The organism is Mesorhizobium sp. M7A.F.Ce.TU.012.03.2.1, assembly GCF_004006095.1.
In the GTDB taxonomy this organism is placed as follows: domain Bacteria; phylum Pseudomonadota; class Alphaproteobacteria; order Rhizobiales; family Rhizobiaceae; genus Mesorhizobium.
In genome coordinates, this window is sequence record NZ_CP034779.1 from 1,688,102 (window position 1) to 1,707,121 (window position 19,020).

At 63.4% G+C, this 19,020-nt stretch carries 22 protein-coding genes; 10 read left to right on the plus strand and 12 right to left on the minus strand.

What is annotated here, in order from left to right:
- Nucleotides 1-39: 39 nt before the first annotated feature.
- From EJ079_RS08220 to EJ079_RS08230, 3 genes are all read left to right on the plus strand, one after another.
- Nucleotides 40-378, plus strand: a complete 339-nt coding sequence (locus EJ079_RS08220; protein ID WP_127397384.1) for a P-II family nitrogen regulator — start codon at nt 40-42, stop codon at nt 376-378.
- 31 nt (nt 379-409) lie between these two features.
- Nucleotides 410-1,831 carry an ammonium transporter gene (locus EJ079_RS08225; protein ID WP_127267327.1) on the plus strand — a complete coding sequence of 474 codons (1,422 nt, stop codon included), beginning with the start codon at nt 410-412 and terminating at the stop codon, nt 1,829-1,831.
- Nucleotides 1,832-2,085: 254 nt separating this feature from the next.
- Nucleotides 2,086-2,361 (plus strand): hypothetical protein, encoded by a 276-nt coding sequence (locus EJ079_RS08230; protein ID WP_127267328.1) that lies wholly within the window; start codon nt 2,086-2,088, stop codon nt 2,359-2,361.
- Between the two features lie 210 nt (nt 2,362-2,571).
- Here the strand turns inward: EJ079_RS08230 and EJ079_RS08235 are convergent, their stop codons facing one another.
- Entirely contained in the window at nt 2,572-2,820 is a 249-nt protein-coding gene (locus EJ079_RS08235; protein ID WP_127808722.1) for a hypothetical protein, read from the minus strand.
- 204 nt (nt 2,821-3,024) lie between these two features.
- Here EJ079_RS08235 and EJ079_RS08240 point away from each other — a divergent pair, with 204 nt between their 5' ends.
- The 3 genes from EJ079_RS08240 (at nt 3,025) to EJ079_RS08250 (ending at nt 7,506) form a co-directional block, all read left to right on the plus strand.
- On the plus strand, nt 3,025-5,694 hold the full coding sequence (locus tag EJ079_RS08240; protein WP_127808723.1) for a DNA translocase FtsK: 2,670 nt from the start codon (nt 3,025-3,027) through the stop codon (nt 5,692-5,694).
- A gap of 151 nt (nt 5,695-5,845) precedes the next feature.
- Nucleotides 5,846-6,529, plus strand: coding sequence for an outer membrane lipoprotein carrier protein LolA (locus tag EJ079_RS08245; RefSeq protein ID WP_127811296.1), 684 nt, complete (start codon nt 5,846-5,848; stop codon nt 6,527-6,529).
- Nucleotides 6,530-6,699: 170 nt separating this feature from the next.
- Complete coding sequence (locus EJ079_RS08250) at nt 6,700-7,506, plus strand: exodeoxyribonuclease III (RefSeq protein WP_127267331.1); 807 nt, start codon at nt 6,700-6,702, stop codon at nt 7,504-7,506.
- A gap of 28 nt (nt 7,507-7,534) precedes the next feature.
- Here the strand turns inward: EJ079_RS08250 and EJ079_RS08255 are convergent, their stop codons facing one another.
- The 4 genes from EJ079_RS08255 to EJ079_RS08270 all read right to left on the minus strand — a co-directional run bounded on the left by EJ079_RS08255 (nt 7,535) and on the right by EJ079_RS08270 (nt 10,928).
- Nucleotides 7,535-8,209, minus strand: coding sequence for a hypothetical protein (locus EJ079_RS08255; protein ID WP_127808724.1), 675 nt, complete (start codon nt 8,207-8,209; stop codon nt 7,535-7,537).
- A gap of 241 nt (nt 8,210-8,450) precedes the next feature.
- Nucleotides 8,451-9,518, minus strand: coding sequence for a glycosyltransferase family 9 protein (locus EJ079_RS08260; RefSeq protein ID WP_210214657.1), 1,068 nt, complete (start codon nt 9,516-9,518; stop codon nt 8,451-8,453).
- A gap of 150 nt (nt 9,519-9,668) precedes the next feature.
- Nucleotides 9,669-10,124 (minus strand): cyclic nucleotide-binding domain-containing protein, encoded by a 456-nt coding sequence (locus EJ079_RS08265; protein ID WP_023811239.1) that lies wholly within the window; start codon nt 10,122-10,124, stop codon nt 9,669-9,671.
- A gap of 120 nt (nt 10,125-10,244) precedes the next feature.
- Entirely contained in the window at nt 10,245-10,928 is a 684-nt protein-coding gene (locus EJ079_RS08270) for a response regulator transcription factor (protein WP_013528898.1), read from the minus strand.
- A 144-nt stretch (nt 10,929-11,072) separates the two neighbouring features.
- On the opposite strand from EJ079_RS08270, the gene EJ079_RS08275 reads away from it, so the two are divergent.
- Entirely contained in the window at nt 11,073-11,609 is a 537-nt protein-coding gene (locus EJ079_RS08275; protein WP_174800339.1) for a L,D-transpeptidase, read from the plus strand.
- Nucleotides 11,610-11,751: 142 nt separating this feature from the next.
- Here the strand turns inward: EJ079_RS08275 and EJ079_RS08280 are convergent, their stop codons facing one another.
- Nucleotides 11,752-12,018, minus strand: a complete 267-nt coding sequence (locus EJ079_RS08280) for a hypothetical protein (protein ID WP_127808726.1) — start codon at nt 12,016-12,018, stop codon at nt 11,752-11,754.
- A 130-nt stretch (nt 12,019-12,148) separates the two neighbouring features.
- Between EJ079_RS08280 and gcvA the strand changes: the two genes are divergently transcribed.
- A complete protein-coding gene (gcvA, locus tag EJ079_RS08285) occupies nt 12,149-13,084 on the plus strand; it encodes a transcriptional regulator GcvA (RefSeq protein WP_127319562.1) in 936 nt (311 codons plus the stop codon).
- A gap of 120 nt (nt 13,085-13,204) precedes the next feature.
- Here the strand turns inward: gcvA and EJ079_RS08290 are convergent, their stop codons facing one another.
- Genes EJ079_RS08290 through tsaD form a run of 6 tightly spaced genes read right to left on the minus strand, consistent with a single transcriptional unit; the run spans nt 13,205 to nt 17,221 of the window.
- The gene (locus EJ079_RS08290; RefSeq protein WP_127808727.1) at nt 13,205-13,621 is read right to left on the minus strand and encodes a DUF1761 domain-containing protein; all 417 of its coding nucleotides are present in this window, start codon (nt 13,619-13,621) and stop codon (nt 13,205-13,207) included.
- Nucleotides 13,622-13,671: 50 nt separating this feature from the next.
- Complete coding sequence (locus EJ079_RS08295) at nt 13,672-14,370, minus strand: methyltransferase (RefSeq protein ID WP_174800306.1); 699 nt, start codon at nt 14,368-14,370, stop codon at nt 13,672-13,674.
- Complete coding sequence (locus tag EJ079_RS08300) at nt 14,325-14,750, minus strand: EVE domain-containing protein (RefSeq protein ID WP_023811233.1); 426 nt, start codon at nt 14,748-14,750, stop codon at nt 14,325-14,327. Before EJ079_RS08300 ends, EJ079_RS08295 begins: the two co-directional genes overlap by 46 nt.
- A gap of 37 nt (nt 14,751-14,787) precedes the next feature.
- Nucleotides 14,788-15,084, minus strand: a complete 297-nt coding sequence (locus tag EJ079_RS08305; RefSeq protein WP_127808728.1) for a YciI-like protein — start codon at nt 15,082-15,084, stop codon at nt 14,788-14,790.
- Nucleotides 15,085-15,116: 32 nt separating this feature from the next.
- Nucleotides 15,117-16,139, minus strand: a complete 1,023-nt coding sequence (locus tag EJ079_RS08310; RefSeq protein ID WP_127808729.1) for an NAD(P)H-dependent glycerol-3-phosphate dehydrogenase — start codon at nt 16,137-16,139, stop codon at nt 15,117-15,119.
- Entirely contained in the window at nt 16,136-17,221 is a 1,086-nt protein-coding gene (gene tsaD / locus EJ079_RS08315) for a tRNA (adenosine(37)-N6)-threonylcarbamoyltransferase complex transferase subunit TsaD (RefSeq protein ID WP_174800340.1), read from the minus strand. The genes EJ079_RS08310 and tsaD overlap by 4 nt, the downstream gene beginning before the upstream one ends.
- Nucleotides 17,222-17,322: 101 nt before the next feature.
- Here tsaD and hemC point away from each other — a divergent pair, with 101 nt between their 5' ends.
- Entirely contained in the window at nt 17,323-18,249 is a 927-nt protein-coding gene (hemC, locus tag EJ079_RS08320; RefSeq protein ID WP_127322722.1) for a hydroxymethylbilane synthase, read from the plus strand.
- A 1-nt stretch (nt 18,250) separates the two neighbouring features.
- The gene (locus EJ079_RS08325; protein WP_127808731.1) at nt 18,251-18,967 is read left to right on the plus strand and encodes a uroporphyrinogen-III synthase; all 717 of its coding nucleotides are present in this window, start codon (nt 18,251-18,253) and stop codon (nt 18,965-18,967) included.
- The last annotated feature ends 53 nt before the right edge of the window (nt 18,968-19,020 follow it).

Consider the following 19,020-nt stretch of genomic DNA (forward strand, 5'->3'; position numbering starts at 1 on the left):
GCAAACGCGGGGGACCGCAACAGCGAAGGGTGAAACCTTATGAAAATTGTGATGGCAATCATCAAGCCGTTCAAGCTCGACGAGGTACGCGAAGCGCTTACCGCCGTCGGCATCCAGGGCCTGACCGTCACCGAAGTCAAAGGCTACGGGCGTCAGAAAGGGCATACGGAGATCTATCGCGGGGCGGAATACGCGGTCAGCTTCCTGCCGAAGATCAAGATCGAAGTCGCCGTCAGTTCCGACATGGTGGACAAGGCTGTCGAGGCCATCTCCGCCGCCGCCAAGACCGGCCAGATCGGCGACGGCAAGATCTTCGTTTTCGGCATCGATCAGGCGGTGCGCATCCGCACCGGCGAAACAGACACCGACGCGCTCTGAGCGGCGATCACGTATTCCAATGGAGAGTTCAATGAATATTCCTTCCACCTTGAAGTCAGCGGCGCGCTCCGCGCTGCTCGGCTCGTTCGCGCTCGGAGCATTGGGCACGGTCGCCGCATTCGCGCAGGAAGCGGCTCCCGCCGCGGCCGCAGCAGCGCCAGCTTTCACCGTCGACAAGGGCGACACCACGTGGATGATGGTTTCCACCGTTCTGGTGCTGTTGATGACGGTTCCCGGTCTTGCGCTTTTCTACGGCGGCCTGGTTCGCAGCAAGAACATGCTGTCAGTGCTGATGCAGGTCTTCACCATCACCAGCGTGGTCATGATCATCTGGGTTTTCTACGGCTACAGCCTCGCCTTCACCCCGGGCAACGCCTTCGTCGGCGGCCTTTCCAAGATGTTTCTCTCCGGCGTCGATGTGACGACCCTGTCGGAAACCTTTACCAAGGGTGTCGCCATTCCTGAACTGGTGTTCGTCGTCTTCCAGATGACCTTCGCCTGCATCACGCCGGCTCTGATCGTCGGCGCCTTCGCCGAACGCGTCAAATTCTCCGCTTTGATCCTTTTCGTCATCCTGTGGGTCACTTTCATCTACTTCCCGATCGCTCATATGGTCTGGTTCTGGGGCGGCCCGAGCGCTTATAGCGATCCGACGGGCCTCATCTTCAGCTTCGGCGCCATCGACTTCGCCGGCGGCACGGTCGTTCACATCAATGCGGGCATTGCCGGCCTCGTCGGCGCGCTCATGATCGGCAAGCGCAGCGGCTACAAGAAGGATCTCATGGCGCCGCACTCGATGACGCTGACCATGGTCGGTGCTTCGCTGCTGTGGGTCGGCTGGTTTGGCTTCAACGCCGGTTCGAATCTTGAAGCGAACGCCTATGCGGTGCTGGCCATGATCAATACCTTCGTCGCCACGGCGGCGGCGGCGGTCACCTGGATCGTGCTTGAATCGCTGCTGCGCGGCAAAGCCTCCATGCTTGGTGCTGTTTCGGGTGCGGTGACCGGCCTCGTCGCCGTCACGCCCGCTGCCGGCTTTGCCGGCCCGATGGGCGCCATCGTGCTCGGCATCGTCGCCACCTTCGTCTGCTACTTCTTCGTCTCGGTGGTGAAGAACACGTTCGACTACGACGACAGCCTTGATGTCTTCGGCGTCCACTGCATCGGCGGCATCATCGGCGCGCTCGGCACAGGCATCCTGGTCAATCCTGCCCTCGGTGGCGCCGGCATTGTCGACTATTCGACGGCCGACTTTGCTGCCGGCTATGCCGGCACGGCCACCCAGCTCCTGGCGCAAGCCAAGGGTGTCCTGGTGACCCTGCTGTGGTCGGGCATCGGCAGCGCCATCCTCTACAAGATCGTCGACCTGATCATCGGCCTGCGTCCGACAGCCGACGCAGAGCGCGAAGGCCTCGACCTCACCTCGCATGGCGAAGCGGCCTACCACTCGTAAGCCCGTGCGGGACGGCATTGGCCGCCCCGCAATTCCTATCCCGTCGTGATGCTCCCGAAAGGAGTTCACGCATTGAGGCCCGGATCGCATCCGGGCCTCTTTTTTTGGCAAGTCATTCCGGCAATGCCCGCCTTAGCGCAATCACGTTCGTGTGATCAAGCTTTTTGAGGAAACAACGACCGCTCTGGTTCCGAACTGGGGGGACGATCGTCGTTCTGACGCTCGTGCCAAACAACAGGGAAGGAAACCATTTCATGAACCTCAAGAATATCTGCCTTGGAGCGCTCGCTCTTTCCATGGTCAGCGGCTTTGCATTTGCCGGCGCTCTGGATGAGCCCGACAACATGGCGCCGTTCTTCACGGATTCCGGCATGAAGACCATGAAGCCGATGGCGGATTTCAAGACCGCTTTCATGGCCATGCCGATGGAAAAGCAGGAAGCGATGAAGAAGGAATGCCAGGATGCGGCGATGAGCAAGCCGTATGCGGAATTCTGCGCCAATGTGCAGGCGCTCGGCGGCGCCAACTGATTTGTCCGGTCGGGCCGAGGCCCGATCTTTGTTCCAGACGACCAATGGCGGGCCCGGCAGTCCGCCATTGTTTCGGCAGGCGGCAGCTCTATCCGCCGGCGCCGTCGTCCATCATGGTGTTCGTCAGCGCTTCATACGCGCTGCTGCATGTCCGGGAATGCGGGCAATTCCTGACGATCAGCACAGGCGCCACTGTCAGGACCGCGGCGATCAAAACCCGCAGGCCGAGGCCTCGCACTGCAAATCCCTTGCCGAAAGACCTCTGAACAGAAAATACAGGCCTTGTCCGAGGCAGGCTGTGGCGAGGATGTGCAGCAGCGGACCGGTCGCTCTGGCGAAGGTCGTCACATAGCCGTCCGGGAAGCCCACCATGCCGAGTTCGACGAACCAGTGCAAAGCGAGCAGCAAACTGAGCCCTGCCCAGGCCAGTGCCGCCACGCGAAGGAAGACGGGTTGCATGCCTCTACCCAAATTGGCGACCCCCCTTCGCCCACACTCGGCGCCATTCTTCGAGCAGCAAACGGCTCAACCAGTGGTAACGAGGCTTGATCATCTCAACCTCTTATAGTTAATGCGCCCTTAACCTTCCCACCGATAGTCTGAGACCCGAATCTGCCGGAATGCGCCACGCACCCGGCGAGACCATGACAGACGGGGAAGAGCATGCGTTCAGGGGCTTCAGCACCGCTTGCGCTGGCCGATACGGGGCACGGCATCCAGGCGTTCGCGCGGCGTCAGGTCGGGCGGCTGGTCGGCGTCGGCCTGTTCGCGCTGGCCGCCTTTGGCGTTGCCAGCCTTGCCACCTGGAATGTCGCCGATCCGAGTTTTTCCCACGCGACGAACAACACCGTCACCAATGCCATGGGCTATGCGGGTGCCGTGTTCTCCGACCTGGCCATGCAGTTCTTCGGCCTCGCCGCCGTCGCGGCCCTGGTTCCGACGGTCATCTGGGGATTCCTGCTGTTTTCCGCGCGCGGTGTCGACAGGCTGCCCAAGCGCGGGCTGTCCTGGTTCGGCTTCGCGCTGCTGGCCGCGGCCATGGTCGGCTGCGTTGTGCCGCCCAAGACCTGGCCGCTGCCCACCGGCCTCGGCGGTGTGTTTGGCGACATGGTGCTGAAGATCCCCGGCGTCGTCATCGGCGGCTATCCGACCGGGCTGATCGCCAGCATCATCGCCATCCTGCTGGCCGCACCCGCGCTGTGGCTCTTTGCCCATGGTTCGGCGCTGATCGGTCGCAAGAACGGCTTCGCCGTGATGGAGGACGAGCCCGCCGCCGATCCGCGCGAGGACGACCTGTTGTTCGACAATGACGAGGACGAAGGCGACGAGGGTATCCTGGCGCTCGGCGCCATCACCCATTGGTGGCTGTCGCTGCGCGCGTGGATGCACCGCCGTGCCTTGCGCCGCAGGCAGGAGCGGGACGAGTACGAGCCGGAGATGGAGCAGCGCTCCACCGCCTGGCGGCGCGCCGCCGAACGGGTCGAATCGGCGGAGTTTGCCGAGCAGCGGATGAGCCAGGATGGCCGCGCCCGCGTCGAGCCCGAATTCTTCGCCGCCATGGTCAATGACCGCAGCGCCTCGCTCGACCCCGACGATGCCGACATCTTCGACGACCGCTTCGACAATGCGGGCGAGGATGCCGATTTCGACGATGAACCTGTCGTGCAACGCCGCGGCGCGCCGACCGCCAGGGTGCAGCCGTTCCGCTCCGACGCAGCCACCCGCGTCGAGGCGCCGGCGGCGCGCCCCGTGCCCGGCGCCCGCGTCCAGCGCGAGGCGCAGACATCGCTGATCGGCTCGGAAAAATTCGAAATGCCGTCGCTCCACTTCCTCTCCGAGCCGAAGAACGTGGTGCGCGACGCCAGCCTGTCCAAGGACGCGCTGGAACAGAACGCCCGCCTGCTCGAAGGCGTGCTGGAGGACTTCGGCGTCAAGGGCGAGATCATCGCCGTCCGTCCCGGTCCGGTGGTCACACTCTATGAGCTCGAACCGGCGCCCGGCATCAAATCGTCACGCGTCATCGGCCTGTCCGACGACATTGCGCGCTCGATGAGCGCCATCGCCTGCCGCGTCGCCGTGGTGCCCGGCCGCAACGCCATCGGCATCGAACTGCCGAACGCCAAGCGCGAAACCGTCTATCTCAGAGAGATTCTGGCCAGCCGTGACTTCGAGACGACGAAGGCCAAGCTGGCGCTGGCGCTGGGCAAGACCATCAATGGCGAGGCGGTCATCGTCGACATCGCCAAGATGCCGCACGTGCTGGTCGCCGGCACCACCGGCTCGGGCAAGTCGGTCGCCATCAACACCATGATCCTGTCGCTGCTCTACCGGCTGAAGCCGGAAGAATGTCGGCTGATCATGATCGATCCGAAAATGCTGGAACTTTCGGTCTATGACGGCATCCCGCATCTGCTCACGCCCGTCGTCACCGATCCGAAGAAGGCCGTGGTGGCGCTGAAATGGACCGTGCGCGAGATGGAGGACCGCTACCGCAAGATGTCCAAGGTCGGCGTGCGCAACATCGACGGCTTCAACGCCCGCGTCAGCCAGGCGGACAAGAAGGGCGAGAAGATCTCGCGCACCGTGCAGACCGGCTTCGACCGCCAGACCGGCGAGGCGATCTACGAGACCGAGAACCTCGATCTCGAGCCGATGCCCTATATCGTCGTCATCATCGACGAGATGGCCGACCTGATGATGGTCGCCGGCAAGGACATCGAAGGTGCCGTGCAGCGCCTGGCGCAGATGGCGCGCGCCGCCGGCATCCATGTCATCATGGCAACGCAGCGGCCGTCGGTCGACGTCATCACCGGCACCATCAAAGCCAATTTCCCGACCCGCATCTCCTTCCAGGTGACGTCGAAGATCGACAGCCGCACCATTCTGGGCGAGCAGGGCGCCGAGCAGCTGCTCGGCATGGGCGACATGCTCTACATGGCCGGCGGCGGCCGCATCCAGCGCGTGCACGGCCCGTTCGTCGCCGATGAAGAGGTCGAGAAGATCGTCGCGCATCTGAAGCTGCAGGGCGTGCCGGAATATCTCGACGCCATCACCGAGGATGATGGCGAGGACGACGACGAGCCGTCGGGCAAGGGTGGGTCCGGTGGCGGCAACAGCAATTTCGAGGATTCCGACGATCCCTACGATCAGGCGGTCTCCGTGGTGCTGCGCGATGGCAAGGCCTCGACCAGCTATATCCAGCGCCGGCTGGGCATCGGCTATAACCGCGCCGCCTCGATCATCGAGAAGATGGAAAAGGAAGGTATCGTCGGCCCGGCCAACCATGCCGGCAAGCGCGAGATCCTGGTGCCGACCGAAGAGGACAAGTTCTGACCAGAAAGGCCGACCCTTGTGACATCCCGGTCCGGCAACCTTGAACCTTTCAAGGCGTTGAAGCGACCAAGGGACGTCTGACCCGCCAAATTTCAGCCTAACTGGGGGTCCAAGCACAGAACAACTCAGGAATCAGATGAGAGTGACCGACATGAAAAACGATCTTTCAGCGCTCAGCACATTTGCTCCATCCCGGCGTCAGTTGCTGGGCCTCGGCCTGGCGTTTGCGGGGGCGGCAGCCTTCAACGCGGTGCCCGGCTTCCAGGTGCTGGCTTCGGCGCAGGCGGCTGTGCCGACCGCTGCGCAGAAGATCGCCGACCACTTTTCCTCGGTCAAATCGATGAGCGGCGAATTCGTGCAGTTCGGCCCCAAGGGCGAGCAGACCGGCGGCAAGTTCTTCCTCGAACGGCCAGGCAAGATCCGCTTCAACTACGACGGCTCTTCAAACTTCCGGGTGATTTCAGACGGCCAGTCGGTGGTCATCCTGAATAAGAGGCTCAACACGTCCGATCTCTATCCGCTGTCGAAGACACCCTTGAAGCTGCTGCTCGACAACAGGATCGATCTCTCCGGCGACCGCGTCAAAAGCGTCAAGCAGGAGGATGACCTCACCACCATCCAGCTCGCCGATAAATCGGTGTTCGGCAATTCGAAGATCACCATGATGTTCGATCCGAAAACCCTCGACTTGCGGCAGTGGACGATCACCGACGCGCAGGGCAAGGACACGACGGTGATGATCTTCAACACCAAGGAAGGCGTCAGCTTCGCGCCGGATACTTTCGCCATCGACTACACGGCGAACCGCGAGCTCAACACCAACAAGGCGCGCTAGGCCAATCGCACCAATAGCTGTGGAAAGCGCCGGGTCACGCCTCAGCGGGCGTGGCCCGGCTTGTCTTTGCGACTTGCGGCTGGCAGTTTCCCGGACTGACTCCGTCGAAAGGCGTCTTCCCCGCCGGGGCCCATCGGTTCTGGTCGGTCGCACGCTGTCCTGGATTGCCAATGCCCTTCTCCATCGCCACCTGGAACATCAACTCCGTTCGCTTGCGCATGCCGATCGTCGAGCGCCTGCTTGTCGAGCATGCGCCCGACGTGCTGTGCCTGCAGGAAACCAAGGTTCCCGACGAACTGTTCCCCGAAAAGGCTTTCCGCAAGCTCGGCTACGAGCACATCGCCTTCCATGGCCAGAAGGGCTACCACGGCGTAGCAACCGTGGCTCGGCGGCCGATCGAGGTGGTCGAAAAGCGACGCTTTTGCGAGATAGAGGACAGCCGGCACCTCTCGGTGACGGTGCGGGCCGGCGGCAAGGCGATCCTGCTCCACAATTTCTACGTTCCGGCGGGCGGCGACGAACCGGATCCCGTCATCAACAGGAAGTTCAAGCACAAGCTCGACTTCGTCGCCGAGATGAATGCCATCCGGGCAGAACATGACGAGGTGTCCGGCTCGGTGCTGGTCGGCGACCTCAACATCGCCCCGCTCGAACATGACGTCTGGTCGCACAAGCAATTGCTCAACGTGGTCAGCCACACGCCGATCGAGACGGAAAATTTCGAGGCGATGCGCCGCGCCGGCGACTGGGTCGACCTGATGCGGCTCAACGTGCCGCATGAGCAGAAGCTCTACACCTGGTGGAGCTATCGCGCGCAGGATTGGGAGCTGTCCAATCGCGGCCGTCGTCTCGACCACGTCTGGTCGTCGCCAAACCTGGTGCCCAGCTTTTCCGGCTACGAGATCCTGCGTCCGGCGCGCGGCTGGGAGCGCCCGTCGGACCATGTGCCTGTCATCGCGCGGTTCGATCTGGACTAGTCTGGTCGAAAATGCCCGCGTGCGGCAGTCAGTCGGCAGAGGTGGAGTCGGCTGGATCCACCCACGGACGGCCCAATCGTGTCACCATCGCCGCGTACCCAACGGCACCTGCCGCCCAAAGGAAGATGCCAAGCTCTTTGACGACGTCTTCGGCGATGGCGGCCGCAGAACCAGGGGTGGGAAACAGATCTCCGAGTTGGTCGATGGATGCCGACAGCGCGAGCAGGAAGCCTGCGGCCACAAAGACGATCGTGCCGTCGAATGTCTTCCGTCGCAGCCGAAAAAACCAGAACAGCCCGGCGGCGGCGTAGACAATCATCGCAACGATCTCTGGTATCGCAACCATGGGGAGCACGTCCTCATGGATCAACAACAGGTCATCGAGCCCCAGGAACAGGGTAAGGCCGCCGAGAAACGTGCAATCCCATCGATGCGCGAGCAGGCCAGCAAACAGGGTCACCGCGCCGGAGCCGATCCACAGTGAAGCACCCAGGGACGAAATCCACCCTGTATAGAAGCCAACTTCGGCGACCGCAGATGGATCTCGATAAAAGATCCAAGCGTCCAGACCACGAATCTGCGCAACGAACAGAGCGGCTAAGAGCATCGCGACGTTAATCGCCGTCGCCGCCAGTATGACCAAGCGCCAGGCTATCGTCCATTCGCCGCCATGCTTGGTGTTCAGCGCGTTGTTCTCTGGCATTTGCTATTCTCATTGAGGACTGAGAGGAACTCCATTGGAACCAAAATGCGACAGCCGCCAGATCTGCCGCCGAGACTCCGCCTGCATGTGCCGGTGGTCACCAGGGTTGCAGCGCTTCGCCCCACCGAACCCATTGTACCATGGCGTCGATGTTCAGGTGAGGCTGGCCTGCAAATGGCCGACCTGAATCTCAACGCGCTTCGAAGCGCGACCAAATGAATTCAAGTTCAAACGGCGCGCTTCAAGTCTTCATGCATGTCGTTGTCGCGAAATTGCTGGGCTGACAGTTTGCGAGATCCGGCAGATGGGGATGGTCGCGGCGGCGTGTCGCCAGCATGCGTTGCGCCGCTTCGATGATTGTCGGCGCAGGCACATTGGCGACCAGACCGCTTGGACTTGCAAGACGGGATTCGATCACGTCCACGCAGTTCGAAAGCGGCCTCCAACGGGCCATGTTGGCGCCGCCACTGAGGATAACCATCGGCGTCATCACGGTTGCCATGAGATGTGCGGTACCGCCTTCGGCGCCGATGTAAAGATCGGCAAACTCGCCGAGCGCCAGCAAGATGTCACCGATATCGACACCTTCGATCGCGGCGGAATCGACAAGCCGCAGCTTCGGTACGCGCTGAGCCAGTTCAGCCATATCGGGACCATCGCCTGGGGTTTTCACATAGAGAAGGTTCGCCCCGTCGGCGATCAGGCTGTCGGCGATCGCGGCAACCTGATCCGCCGACATGCGCTTGCTGGCGCTGCCGTGCGCCGCGATAATGATCAACGGAGCCTGCTTGCCGTCCGCAAGGCTCCTGGCCGCCGCTCGCGCGGCCGGGCCAGGCTCCAGCCGATGATCGAAAGGCAGCCGCTTGCCGGCAAGGCGTTCGATGAGGCGGTGGTAGCGCCAGGCATTGTGCCCGGGTCGTGCTTCAGGTCTTTGGCCCAGGCGCCAGGAAAGGGCGAAAGCCGGAAAGTTTGCCTCATAGGCGATGCCGCGGCCGAGCAGTGATGCCGAGGCTTGAAGCAGCCAACGCGCCGAGATGCGGAAATCGACAACGGCCAATCGCCCCTTGCCCTTGCGGTGATCGGCGACCAGGCGCGCCAGCGGCGTCCGCACATTGATCGCATCGACCAAATGGCCGGCATGGCGATTGAGGCTATGTTCAAGGGACGACGACCGGGTGGTTCCGTAGACGATGAAACTATCGGGGAATGCCGTTCTGGCGGCGCGCAAAGCCGGAATCCGGATCAATCCGTCGCCGAACGCGTCATTGCGGGAATACAAGATAATCGTCTCGTACCGCCCTGACGGCATGGCTCGCTCCCCCCAGGAGCCTGGTGGTGATGGCGCCTGCTGTGCCGGCCGCCTTCGGGGTGCTTTAGGATTTCACCTCGGGCCTGTCAACGGACGCTGCCGCGCTTCCGCCTTTGGCCGCGAAACAACAGCTTCGCAGGCGGGCAGCCTTCAGCCGGAGAAGCGCGGCGCCAGTTCCTCGATGCGGCGGATCATCGCCTGAAATTCCTCCGAGATGCGCTGGTGGAGCTTGACCGCGATCTCGGGATATTCCTCCAGGATACGGCGGAACATCTTGCGGCTGAGACGCATCACTTCCGAATCGATCTCGGCCGAGGCGCTGGTCAACCGGTTGGTGTCGGCGATCAACGCCAGTTCGCTGAGGATCGTGCCGGGGCCTGCCGTGCCAATCGGAATGCGTTCACCACCCTGCTCCCGGTAGAGCACGATGCGCCCACTGACGACGATATAGGCGGAATCGGCCTCGTCGTCCTCGCGATAAAGCTTGTGGTTGGCAATCAGCCTGGTGTTCTCGGCGCCAAAGGCGAGCAGGCGCAATTGTTCCTGCGTGAAGCCCTCGAAGAGCCTCACGGCGGACAGGACGCGGATGTCGTCATCCAGCGCCATCTAGCTATGTCCCCGAACCGACAGTCCGACTCCTCCTCTGCGAGTTCGATCCAAACCACCCTCCAACTGGATCGTACCCGAAAGCGGCCCCGCCCGACCGCTCATTGGATAATGAAATGTTTAAGGAACCAGCTTGTAGCCGCCGCTTTCTGTCACAAGAATTTCCGCATTGGAAGGATCGCGCTCGATCTTCTGGCGCAGCCGGTAGACATGGGTTTCCAGCGTGTGTGTGGTGACGCCGGAATTGTAGCCCCATACTTCCTCGAGCAGCACGTCGCGCGTCACCACCTTCTGGTCGGCGCGATAAAGATATTTGATGATCGAGGCTTCCTTCTCCGTCAGCCGGACCTTGCCGCCGCGCGGGTCGAGCAGCAGTTTCTGGCTGGGCTTGAAAGTATAGGGCCCGACCGAGAAGGTGGCATCCTCGCTCTGCTCATGCTGGCGCAGCTGCGCCCGAATGCGTGCCAGCAGCACGGCAAAGCGGAACGGCTTCGTCACATAGTCGTTGGCGCCGGCCTCAAGACCAAGAATCGTATCCGAATCGGTGTCGTGGCCGGTCAGCATGATGATGGGCGCCTTGTAGCCGCCCTTGCGCAGGATCTTCACCGCTTCGCGGCCATCCATGTCGGGCAGTCCGACGTCCATGATGAGCAGATCGATGAGGCCGCCGCGCGCTGCGGCGACACCTTTTGCCGCAGTCGATTCCTGTAGCACGTCGAATTCCTCGTAAAGGGATAATTGCTCGACCAGTGTGCCGCGCAGGTCGTCATCGTCGTCGACGATCAGTATGGTGCGTGAAGTCATGGATCAATCCGTTGTTTTGAAAAGAAAATTCAGTTGACCGCTGCCTGTTTATGCGGAAGCTGATCGGCGCAACAGCCGTTCACAGTGATTTGTTCCTTGGCACGATCATACAAGAAAAAACACGATCGCAATGCAGCCGGCGCAATTTTGCGAAAAGGGCTGCGTGTGCTGACCGTGCGGGCGAGGCCTGGGCATCCAAGCCAGGGCCTGCTGCAGGCCGGGAAAACGGTGTTTGCCTGTGCGTTGGGGCGCGGTGGCATCTCGGCCGGCAAGCGCGAAGGCGATGGCGCCACGCCGCTGGCCGCGATGCGGATCCTGTCGGGGTATTTCCGGGGAGATCAGTTCTCCAGCGGCCGCAGGACCCGTCTGGCGATGACGCCGATCGGGCCCGATCTGGGCTGGTGCGAAGTGCCCGACGACCGCAACTACAACAGGCCGGTCAAGATACCCTATGGCGCCAGCCACGAACGCATGCGGCGCGACGACCGGCTCTACGACGCCTGCCTTGTGCTCGACTGGAACCTGTCGCCGCGCCGGCGCGGGCGCGGCAGCGCCATCTTCTTCCATCTGGCGCGCCCCGGCTTCACGCCGACGCAAGGCTGTGTGGCTGTCACGGCGCAAACCATGGCGCGGCTGCTGCCGCTGCTGTCGGACCGGACGGTGGTGAGGGTGGTGAGATAGTAGGGGAGTAGGGGAGTAGGCAGTAGGGGAGTAGGCAGTAGGCAGTAGGCAGTAGGCAGTAGGCAGTAGGCAGTAGGCAGTAGGCAGTAGGCAGTAGGCTACCTGTCGGCGCTGACTTAAATCTTCCTCTACTGCCTATTTCCTACTGCCTATTCCCTGACCTTCGCGGTCTCTGCCAGCCGATGTCTAGCAGGCCCAGCCGGCCAAGTTCTCTGTCCATTGCGCGAGCGACGTCACGGCGCTCGCCGCCGATATCGCGCAGTTGGCGATCGGAGAGATCCTCGACGTTCTGGTAGGCAATGTCGCGGCGGGCGAGGCGTATCGCGGCCCGGGCGTGACGCAGCCAGTCGAGAGTTTCGGCCAGCCAGGCCGGGCGGGGTGTCGATGAATTCAAAACGATGATGGACATGGTGTGCTCCGTTCTCCCCGGATATCAAATCCGGCTTGATGATGTTTCGATGGATGGATGATGCCAGATTGAAATCTCTGCGAGAAACGAGTAGTTTTCTCTGGATCATCAAGTTTTATTTGAGGATAGGATGGCTCGTCTTCTGCCCGGGACTCGTGCCTTGAGGACACTGGAAGCAGCGGCCCGGCACCTCAATTTCACCCGTGCCGCCGACGAGCTCGGCCTGACGCCGGCCGCCGTCAGCCATCAGATCAAGGAAATCGAGGATCAACTCGGGCTGGTTCTGTTCACACGCACCAGCCGCACCATCCGGCTCACCGAGGCGGGGACGGTGCTGTTCGACGCCTCGGCCGACGCGCTCGACCTGCTTGGCCGGGCCGTTTCGCGGGCGCAAAAGCTGGCGCGCGGCACCGCCCTTTTGAAGGTAACGCTCGACGCGCAGTTCGCGTCAAAATGGCTGATGCGACGGGTCGACGATTTTCGCAAGCATCACCCCGATATCGAATTGCGATTCGACATTGCCTATGAAGTGCGGGATTTCGAACTCGATGACATCGATGTCGGCATCCGTTTCGGCGCCGGCAAATATCCGGGTCTTCGCACCCACCGGCTGTTCGACAACATCCTCATTCCGGTGTGCAGCCCGAGCCTCTTGACGTCCGGTCCGCCGCTGCGTGAGCCGCGCGATCTCTTCAACCACACGCTTGCGCATATCGAATGGTCGCGGCAAGGCGTGACATGGCCGAACTGGCGGATGTGGATGGCGGCGGCCGGCATCACTGATTTCGACGACAGCCGGACCGTCGTGTTCGGAAACTCCACGGATGCCGTCCAGGCAGCGCTCGACGGCAATGCCGTTGCGCTCGCCGATTTCGCCATGGTGGCGAACGACCTTTCCCAAGGCAGGCTGGTGCAGCCTTTCGAACTCGGCCTGCGGGTGGCGCCCGAGTTCGCCTACTTCCTGGTCTATCCCGAAAATACCGCCGCCGATCCGCGCATCGTCGCCTTTCGCGAATGGATGCTCGAGGAAGTCGCCAAGACGCGGACCACGGACAAAGGGCAGTAGGGCAGTAGGGCAGTAGGGCAGTAGGGCAGTAGGGCAGTAGGGCAGTAGGGCAGTAGGGATAGGCGTCGGTGCCGTCTGCCCCCTATTCCCCTACTGCCTTACTGCCCTACTGCCTTTGATTCAGGTTGCCGCCGCGCCGAACCAGCCGATCACGGCGCCGATGATCAGCAGCACGCCGAGCCAGTGGCCGCCGTCGATGAGGGTCAGGTCCCAGCCGAAATTCTCGTAGCGGTGATTGACCGAGAGCGTCGTGGCGACGAAACCCAGCCAGAGCACGAAGCCGAAGACTAGTCCGGCGATCCATGTCGGCTCGCCGCCGGTCATCGCGCCGACGACCAGGGCCAATATGGTGGCCATGACCAGTTCGGCGATGAAGCTGATGACGAAGGGCAGCGGCGATTTCTTCATCGTCGCCGGATCGAGCTTGGCGGCCTTCAGCCACGCCTTGCTCAGGCCCATGTACCAAGCGGCGCCGAACAGCCATGCGACGATCGCGGCGGCGACCACCGCCAGCCAGTTCACTGCTGAAAAATCCATGAGCTCCCCCTCTGATCTGTATGTGATGGAACGCCTGTTCGGCGATCGCGTCAAGCGAACCGCCAGACCGTCGTGCGCTTGACCAGCGCATCCTCCAGCGCCCGCGTGACGGCCACTTCATACACAGAAAGCGGCTCCAGCCCTGCCTTCGGCAGATACGACCGTCCGGGATCGCCGACGAGGATTTCGGCGCCGCGCGCCTTCAGCGTTGCGAACCATGGCATCAGCCGGTCCGCGAAAGATTTGTCGTAGAAAACATCACCGGCCAGGACCACGTCCCAACCTGCATCGGTGCCGATGCAATCCGTGCCGAGGAATTCGGTCCCGACACCGTTGATCTCGCTGTTGAGCCGGATCGCGGTGGCACAGAACGGATCGATGTCGGCTGCGGTCACCTTGGCGGCACCTGCCTTGGCGGCGGCGATGGCGACAAGACCGGAGCCGGAAGCGAAGTCGAGCACGCGCTTGCCCCGCACCGTGCCGGGATTGTCCAGGATATAGCGGGCAAGGCCCTGGCCGCCGGCCCAGGCAAAGGCCCAGAAAGGCGGCGGCAGGCCGATCTCGACCAGCTCATCCTCGGTCCGCTGCCACAAATCATGCGCTTCGTCGGCAAGATGAAGCAGGATCTCCGGGACGTGCGGCGGCGCCATCAGCGCCGTGTTGTCGAGAATGAATTGCCTCGCGCTGTTGGGCGTCAGCGCCGTCACGGAGCCGGCGTCAAGCCGCCCATGCGGCAGACTTCCTTCCATTCGGCCGGCGTCACCGGCTGCACGGAAAGCCGGCCGAGCCGCACCAGCGCCATGTCGGCAAGCTTCGGATTGGCCTTGACCTGTTCCAGCGTCGGCGGGTTCGGCACATCCCTTACGGCGCGGATGTCGACGCATTCCCAGCGCGGATCGTCCGACGTGGTGTCGGGATGGGCAAGCGCGCAGACTTCAGCGATACCGACGACGTTCAGCCCCTCGTTGGAATGGTAGAAGAAGCCGAGATCGCCGATCTGCATCGCCTTCATGTTGTTGCGCGCGGCGTAGTTGCGCACGCCGTCCCATTGCGTGCCGGCCTTGCCCTTGGCCTTCAGCATCTCGAAGGAGAACTTGAATGGCTCGGATTTGAACAGCCAGTAGTTCATGTCTTTCTCCTCCTAGGCGTCGCGCGGGCGACCGGGATTAACTAGCCGCCGGCTTGTTGAACGTCCAGTTCCACGGGCGGATTTCGACGCTTTCGAACAGCCCGGCCTTGGCGTAGGGGTCGGCCGCCGAAAGAGCCTGGGCGCCAGCCAGGTCGGACGCTTCGACGACCACGAGGCTGCCATTGGGCTTGCCTTCGGTGTCAAGAAACGGACCGGCGAAGGCCAGCTTCTTGTCGCCGTTCAACCCTTCGAGAAAGGCGATATGCTCGGGCCGCGTGTCGAGGCGCACCTGCAGGCTTCCGGGCTTGTCCTTGCAAATCACAGCAAACAGCATCTTTTTCTCCTGATCGTTCAAAGTCGTGGGGATCAATCGTTGGTTTCCGTCTTCAGCGGCCGGGTCATCAAGGCCGTCACAGCCTGCCGGACGGTGATGGCACCGTCCAGTATGGCGGCGACGGCGGCAATGATCGGCGCGTCGATGTTGCGCTCGGTGGCGATGCGGGCAGCGATCGCCGCCGTCGGCACGCCTTCGGCGAGCGGCAATCCGGCAAGCGGCTTGCCTTGGCCGAGCGCCAGGCCATAGGCGAAATTGCGCGACTGGGTGGACGAGCAGGTCAGCAGCAGGTCGCCAAGGCCGGAAAGCCCCATCAGCGTTTCGGGCCTGGCGCCGAAGGCAGCGCCGATGCGGCGCAGCTCGACAAAGCCGCGCGTCACCATGGCGGCCTGGGCGCTGGCACCGAGACCCGCGCCAGTGACGGCACCCGCCGCAATGGCGAAGACGTTCTTCAAGGCGCCGCCGATCTCGACGCCGATCAGGTCGTCGTTCGAATAGCAGCGCAGGTTTTCGGCGGAAAAGCGGGCGGCGAGATCGGCGGCCAATGCCTCGTCGCGGGCAGCGACCACAACGGCCGTCGGCAGGCCGCGGGCGACGTCGCTGGCGAAGCTCGGACCCGACAGAGCGGCAACCGGATTGAGCGGCAGGATTTCTTCGACAATCGCCGACAGCAAGGCGCCGGTCTCGCTTTCGATACCCTTGGCACACAGAACCAGCGGGATACCGGACGGCATATGGTCCTTCGCGGCCGCCAGCGTAGCCCGCAGCGACTGCGCCGGCGTCACCGCCAGCACGCAGTCGGCACCGTCGAGCGCGGCCTGGATGTTACTCGTCGCCACGATGCCGGCCTGGAGCGTAATGCCCGGCAGGTAGCGTGGATTTTCGCCGCGGTCGATCGCGGCGACGGTCTCCGGGTCGCGCGCGTAAAGGCGGACGAAATGGCCGGCGCGCAGCATGGCCAAGGCCAAGGCAGTGCCCCAGGCCCCGCCGCCGAGCACGGCAACGCGCCAGCCGGTCGGCGCGGTGTCGTTGCCGCTCATTGCCCGCTCGTTCATGCCTTGGCTCCGCGCCGGCCGGAGCCGACCATCGGCGCCGAGATGCTATCCAGCGGCCAGCGCGAGCGCGGCACGAAATCGAAGCCGTTCTCCTGCGCCATGCCGGTGCGCAGCCGCTCGATGCCGGCCCAGGCGATCATCGCCGCATTGTCGGTGCAGAGCTTCAGCGGTGGTGCAATGAAGGTGAAGCCGGTCTCGGCACAGAGCCGCTCCAGCATGATCTTGATCGTGCGGTTGGCGGCGACACCACCGGCAACGACGAGGGCCGGGTTTTTCGTGCCGGGAAATGTCTCGCGAAAGCGCGTCAGCGCGCGGGAGACGCGGTCGGCCAGCGCATCAGCCACCGCTGCCTGGAACGAAGCGCAGATGTCGGCGACGTCCTGGTCGCTCAGCGGCGCAATGGCGCTCGCCGCCTGGCGCACGGCGGTCTTGAGGCCGGAGAAGGAGAAGTCGGGCTGCGCCGAGCCCTTCATCGGGCGCGGAAAGGCAAAGCGCGAGGCATTGCCGGCCTGTGCCGCTTTCTCGACATTCGGCCCGCCGGGATAGGGCAGGCCAAGCATCTTGGCCGTCTTGTCGAAGGCTTCGCCGAGCGCGTCGTCGATGGTCGTTGCCCAGCGCTGGTAATCGCCGACGCCGCGCACGGCGACGATTTGCGTATGGCCGCCGGAGACCAGCAGCAAGAGATAGGGAAAGTCGAGCCCGTCGGTCAGCCTTGCGGTCAGGGCATGGCCTTCGAGGTGGTTGATGGCGATCAGCGGCTTGTTCGCCGCAGCGGCAATCGCCTTGGCGGTCATCAGCCCGACGATCAGCCCGCCGACAAGGCCGGGACCGGCGGTGGCGGCAATCGCGTCGATATCGGCGAGTGCTGTGCCCGAATCGGCAAGCGCCGCCTCGATGATGCCGTCCAGTGCCTCGACATGGGCACGCGCGGCGATTTCCGGCACCACACCGCCGAAAGCGGCATGCTCCTCGATCTGGCTGAGCACGATGTTGGACAGGATTTTTGGCGCGGCGTCGCCGTCGATGGCCACCACGCTGGCGGCGGTCTCGTCACAACTCGTCTCTATGCCCAGCACGCGGATCAATTCGTCGCTGTCCCTAAAGATTGTATCATGGGGCTTTCCCCGTTAGGAGAACCCCGGAAAAGCCTCGCTTGCCGGGGGGTTATCACGGACTGCGCGCCATGCAAACAATCTTGAGAATCGGAACACGCGGCAGCCCGCTGGCGCTGGCACAGGCGCATGAAGCGCAGGCGCGGCTGATGGCCGCGCATGGCATGCCGGCGGAGGCGTTCGAGGTGGTCGTCATCTCGACCAGCGGCGACCGCATCCAGGACCGGCCGCTGTCGGAAGCCGGCGGCAAGGGCCTGTTCACCAAGGAGATCGAGGAGGCGCTGCTGGCGGGCCGGATCGACATCGCCGTGCATTCGTCGAAGGACATGCCGACGCAACTGCCCGACGGTCTCGAACTCTCGGCCTTCCTGCCGCGCGAGGATGCACGCGACGCCTTTGTCGGCAAGGCGGCGAAGACGATCGCCGAACTGCCGCGCGGGGCGAAAGTCGGCTCGTCGTCGCTGCGGCGGCAAGCGCTGATCCGCCGGATGCGGCCGGATCTCGACGTGGTGATGTTCCGCGGCAATGTGCAGACGCGGCTGCGCAAGCTTGAAGAAGGCGTCGCCGCGGGCACGATCCTGGCCTATGCCGGGCTGAAGCGGCTTGGGCTCGAGCATGTCGTCACCGATCTGATACCGCTCGATGTCTTCCCGCCGGCGCCGGGGCAAGGCGCGATCGGCATCGAAACCCGTATCGGCGACCGCGATGTCGAAAAAATGCTGGCAGCCGTCCATGATGTGCCGACCGGCCAGGCGCTGGCCTGCGAGCGTGCCTTCCTGGCGGCGCTCGATGGCTCCTGCCGCACACCGATCGCCGGCTATGCGGCGATCGAGGCCGGAAAACTGTCATTCGCCGGGCTGATCATCTCGCCCGACGGCATGCAGTCGCACACGGTCGAGCTGCAGGGGCCGGCGCAAGACGCCGCCCGCATCGGCGGTGAAGCGGCCCGGAGCGTGCGCGCCAAGGCCGGCGAAAAGTTCTTCGACGGCTGGCTCTGAAATGCTTCGCGTCCTGGTGACCAGGCCGGAACCAGGTGCTTCGCGCACAGCGCATCGGCTTGAGGAGGCAGGTTTTCAGCCGGTTCTTTTGCCCCTGACCGAAACAAAGGCGTTGCCTGCCGCCGCCGGACTGATCCCGGACGGTGCCGTCGCGGTGGCCGTCACCAGCGCCAATGCCATGCGTCATGCGCCGGAAGAAATCATCGCGACGCTCGCCGCCTTGCCTTGCCATGCGGTCGGCAAAAGGACGGCGCAAGCGGCGCGTCGAGCGGGGTTTTTGTCGGTCAGTGAAGGCTGGGGCGATGCGGAGGCGCTGGCCGACAGGCTCGCCGCCGATTTTTCTGGAAAGACGATTGTCTACCTCTGCGGGCGCGTGCGTTTTCCGGCGTTCGAACAGAGGCTCGGGACGGCGGGCGTTCGGGTCCACGCCGTCGAGACCTATGACACGCTGGCAGTGGGGTATTCGGACGAAGTCATCCTCGAACGCCTGTCGGGGCAACCTGCCGACGCGGTGTTGCTCTATTCAGCCAAGGCGGCGGCGGCGATGCAGACCTTGGCAAGACGGCCCGCTCTGCGCGGTCTCTTCGAAAAAACATGGGTTTTTGCGCTTTCCACTCGCATCGCGGCAGCCTTCGGCGGTGTCGCCAGCGAAAGAATCCGCATTGCCGCGCAACCCGACGAGGATGTGCTGCTGGCGCTTTTGCAGGCGCCTAGCTGAGCCGCGTCATCACACCGCCCCTTTTCACCGCTTGGTGATGTGCTAGACCCTTT